A 2600-nucleotide genomic window follows, 5' to 3' on the forward strand; every position below is an offset into this window, starting at 1 on the left:
CTCCTCGACCGCGTCCACCACGACGCTGTGCGAGAGGTCCACGTCCCGGCCCAGCTGCGCGGTCACCAGCTTGCCCAGGGACCGCCTGGTCTGGTTGCGGCGGATCCGGACCATGGCCCGCTCGATGGCGGTCAGGGCCGGGTCCGGCGCAGGGGCGTCCGGACGACGGGTGCTGGCGGGTGTCTCGGCGGCTCTGGTCATGGCCCAAATATACGCGTTGACACGTGCAGAAGGCAGATCTATGCTCAACGCACATAGTTTCTTCTGGCATCTATGTTCATTAATCACACAGTTGCCAAAAGCATAGGGGTCGCCATGTCAACCGAGCCCGACACCACCACAGCCGCCTCCCCCGCCCCGGACGGGGGCGCCATGCCCCACCGCCACGTGATGATCGTCTACTTCGGCCTGCTCTTCGCGATGCTGATGGCCACCCTGGACTCCTCGATCGTGGCCACCGCGCTGCCCACGATCGTCGGCGACCTGGGCGGCCTGAGCGGCCTCGCCTGGGTGAGCGCGGCCTACATCCTGGCCTCCAGCGCCGTGATGCCGCTGGCCGGCAAGCTCGGCGACCTGCTGGGCCGCAAGCAGGTCTTCGTCGTCTCCACCGTCGTCTTCCTCGCCGGCTCCGCGGCCTGCGGGGCCGCCCAGACGATGGGCCAGCTGATCGCCTTCCGTGTTCTGCAGGGCATCGGCGCGGGCGGCGTGATGGCCGCCATGTTCGCCCTCACCGGGGACCTCTTCGGTCCGCGCGAGCGGGCGAAGTACCAGGGGTACTCGGCCGGTGTGTTCGCCCTCTCCGCGGTCGGCGGGCCGGTCGCCGGCGGGTTCTTCGCCGAACACGTCAGCTGGCGCTGGGTGTTCTACGTCAACCTGCCGATCGGCGCGGTCGCCCTCGCGCTGGTCGCCCTCTACCTGCGCGGCGCCCGCCGCCCCGAGCGGCCGCGGATCGACTACCTCGGGATGCTGCTGCTCTCGGGCGCGCTCGTGAGCCTCGTCCTGCTCACCAACTGGGCCGGCACCAAATACGCCTGGGGCTCGTTCACCACCGTCGGCCTCGCGGTGGGCGGCGTGGTCCTGCTGGTCGGCTGGGTCATCGTGGAGCGCTCGGCCACCGAACCGGTCATCCCGCTCGGCCTGTTCCGCGACTCCACCTTCGACATCTGCAACGCCGTGGCCTTCGTCGGCGGGCTGACCGGCTTCGGCCTGGTCTTCTTCCTCCCGCTCTACCTCCAGATCTCCGCGGGCGCCGGTGCCACCAACTCCGGTCTGCTGCTGCTCCCGATGATGTTCGGGCTGATGCTCGCGTCCTTCGGCGTCGGCGGCGCGGTCGCCAAGTCCGGCCGCTACAAGTGGTACCCGGCCGCCAGCATGCTGGTCTCGGCCGTCGCGGCCTTCCTGATGTCCACGATGACCGCCGACACCAGCCGCTTCATGTCCGGGTTCTACATGTTCCTGCTCGGTGTCGGGGCAGGGCTCTCCCAGCAGGTCGTCGTGGTCGCGGTGCAGAACGCCGCCCCCCGCGCGGACATGGGCGCGGCCACCTCGACCGTCACCTTCAGCCGGATGCTCGGCACCTCCTTCGGCGTCTCGATCTTCGCGACCGTCCTCACCGGCCGCCTCACCCACGAGATCCCGAAGTACGTCCCGGACGACGCCGCCGCCGGACTGGCCGGCAACGGCGGGATCTCCCCGCAGGCGCTGCACCAGCTGCCCGACACCGTCCGGCACGGCCTGGCCCAGGCCTACGCCCACGCGCTCAGCCCGGTCTTCCTGATCGCCGGATGCGTCCTGCTCGCCGGGCTCGCCGCCGCGGTCTTCCTCAAGGACATCACGCTCGAACAGCGCGGCTGGGGCGCCGAAGAGCCGCCCGAGGCCCCGAGCACCCCCGCCCACGCAGCCCCGCAGAGCAGCTGAGGAGAGCCGCCATGCCCCCGCTCAAGAAAACAGCCCCGCACAAGAAAACAGCCCCGCTCAAGCACGCAGCCCCCCTCAAGAAGCTGGCCCTCCTGCCGGCCGGCGCCCGCTCCAAGTGGCTGGTGCTCGTGCTCTGGCTGCTGCTCGCCGGCGTGGCCGCGCCGCTCGGCGCCCAGCTGATCGGCGCCCAGAGCAACGACATCACCCAGTGGCTCCCCAAGGGCGCGGAATCGACCAAGGCCCTGGAGACGGGGCGTGACCGGTTCGGCATCGGTGACGTCCTGCCCGCCGCCATCGTGTACTCCCGGCCCGGCGGGATCACCGCCGAGGACACCGGCAAGGCCGAGCACGACCGCGCCGCCTTCGCCCGGTACGGCGGCACGCCGCCCCCGCTCGCCCGCTCCGGGGACGGCCGGGCACTGCTGCTCACCGTTCCGCTCGGCATGCAGGGCGACGGCGGCTTCAACCGGCTCGTCGACGACGTCACGGCGATCCGGCACGACGCCCACGCCGACGCCCCGGCGGGGCTCGACGTCCAGGTGACCGGCCCGGCCGGCGCAGCCGCCGACCAGTCCGCCGTCTTCGGCGGCGTCGACGGTCCGCTGCTGCTCACCACGGTCGTGGTGGTGGCGATCCTGCTGATCGTCACCTACCGCAGCCCGGTGCTCTGGCTGGTGCCGCTG

Annotated in this window: 2 protein-coding genes and 1 pseudogene; 2 read left to right on the forward strand and 1 reads right to left on the reverse strand. The window is 71.3% G+C overall.

Features of this window, described 5'->3' with window-relative positions; genetic code table 11:
- Positions 1–201: pseudogene (locus AB0O00_RS35190) on the reverse strand (MarR family transcriptional regulator); the annotation flags it as partial.
- Positions 202–315: 114 nt separating this feature from the next.
- On the opposite strand from AB0O00_RS35190, the gene AB0O00_RS35195 reads away from it, so the two are divergent.
- Both AB0O00_RS35195 and AB0O00_RS35200 read left to right on the forward strand, forming a co-directional pair.
- Positions 316–1917, forward strand: a complete 1602-nt coding sequence (locus tag AB0O00_RS35195) for an MDR family MFS transporter (protein ID WP_363658777.1) — start codon at positions 316–318, stop codon at positions 1915–1917.
- A gap of 11 nt (positions 1918–1928) precedes the next feature.
- A partial coding sequence (locus tag AB0O00_RS35200; RefSeq protein ID WP_363658778.1) for an MMPL family transporter occupies positions 1929–2600 on the forward strand: 672 nt, incomplete at its 3' end.

The organism is Kitasatospora sp. NPDC093558 (assembly GCF_040683475.1).
Taxonomy (GTDB): domain Bacteria; phylum Actinomycetota; class Actinomycetes; order Streptomycetales; family Streptomycetaceae; genus Kitasatospora.